At 56.2% G+C, this 306-nt stretch carries 2 tRNA genes; both read left to right on the top strand.

Going from position 1 to position 306, the window contains the following annotated elements:
- The first annotated feature begins 16 nt into the window (after window positions 1-16).
- Window positions 17-93 (top strand) — tRNA-Ile (locus tag LPW30_RS15985).
- A gap of 86 nt (window positions 94-179) precedes the next feature.
- Window positions 180-255: transfer RNA gene (locus tag LPW30_RS15980), tRNA-Ala, on the top strand.
- The last annotated feature ends 51 nt before the right edge of the window (window positions 256-306 follow it).

Raw genomic sequence — 306 nt, 5'->3', positions numbered from 1 at the left:
ATTTGGACTTGAGCTTGGGTCTGTAGCTCAGTTGGTTAGAGCGCACCCCTGATAAGGGTGAGGTCGGTGGTTCAAATCCACCCAGACCCACCATTATTCTGGGGTGATGGACCTACGCTGCGCAGGATTTTTCGTGGCTGGCAAGGCGCAACGCAGCCAGGCGCGAAAAAGACAAGCAGGGGGCCATAGCTCAGCTGGGAGAGCACCTGCTTTGCAAGCAGGGGGTCGTCGGTTCGATCCCGACTGGCTCCACCATTCTTGGTTCAAGTCCGCAAGGTTGAAATTCAGTCGTGAACGCCCATCATG

The organism is Ectothiorhodospira variabilis (assembly GCF_022227625.1).
Taxonomy (GTDB): Bacteria; Pseudomonadota; Gammaproteobacteria; order Ectothiorhodospirales; family Ectothiorhodospiraceae; genus Ectothiorhodospira; species Ectothiorhodospira haloalkaliphila.
Note: the sequence above shows the minus strand (reverse complement) of the source record. Positions and strands in the feature narration are given on the sequence as shown.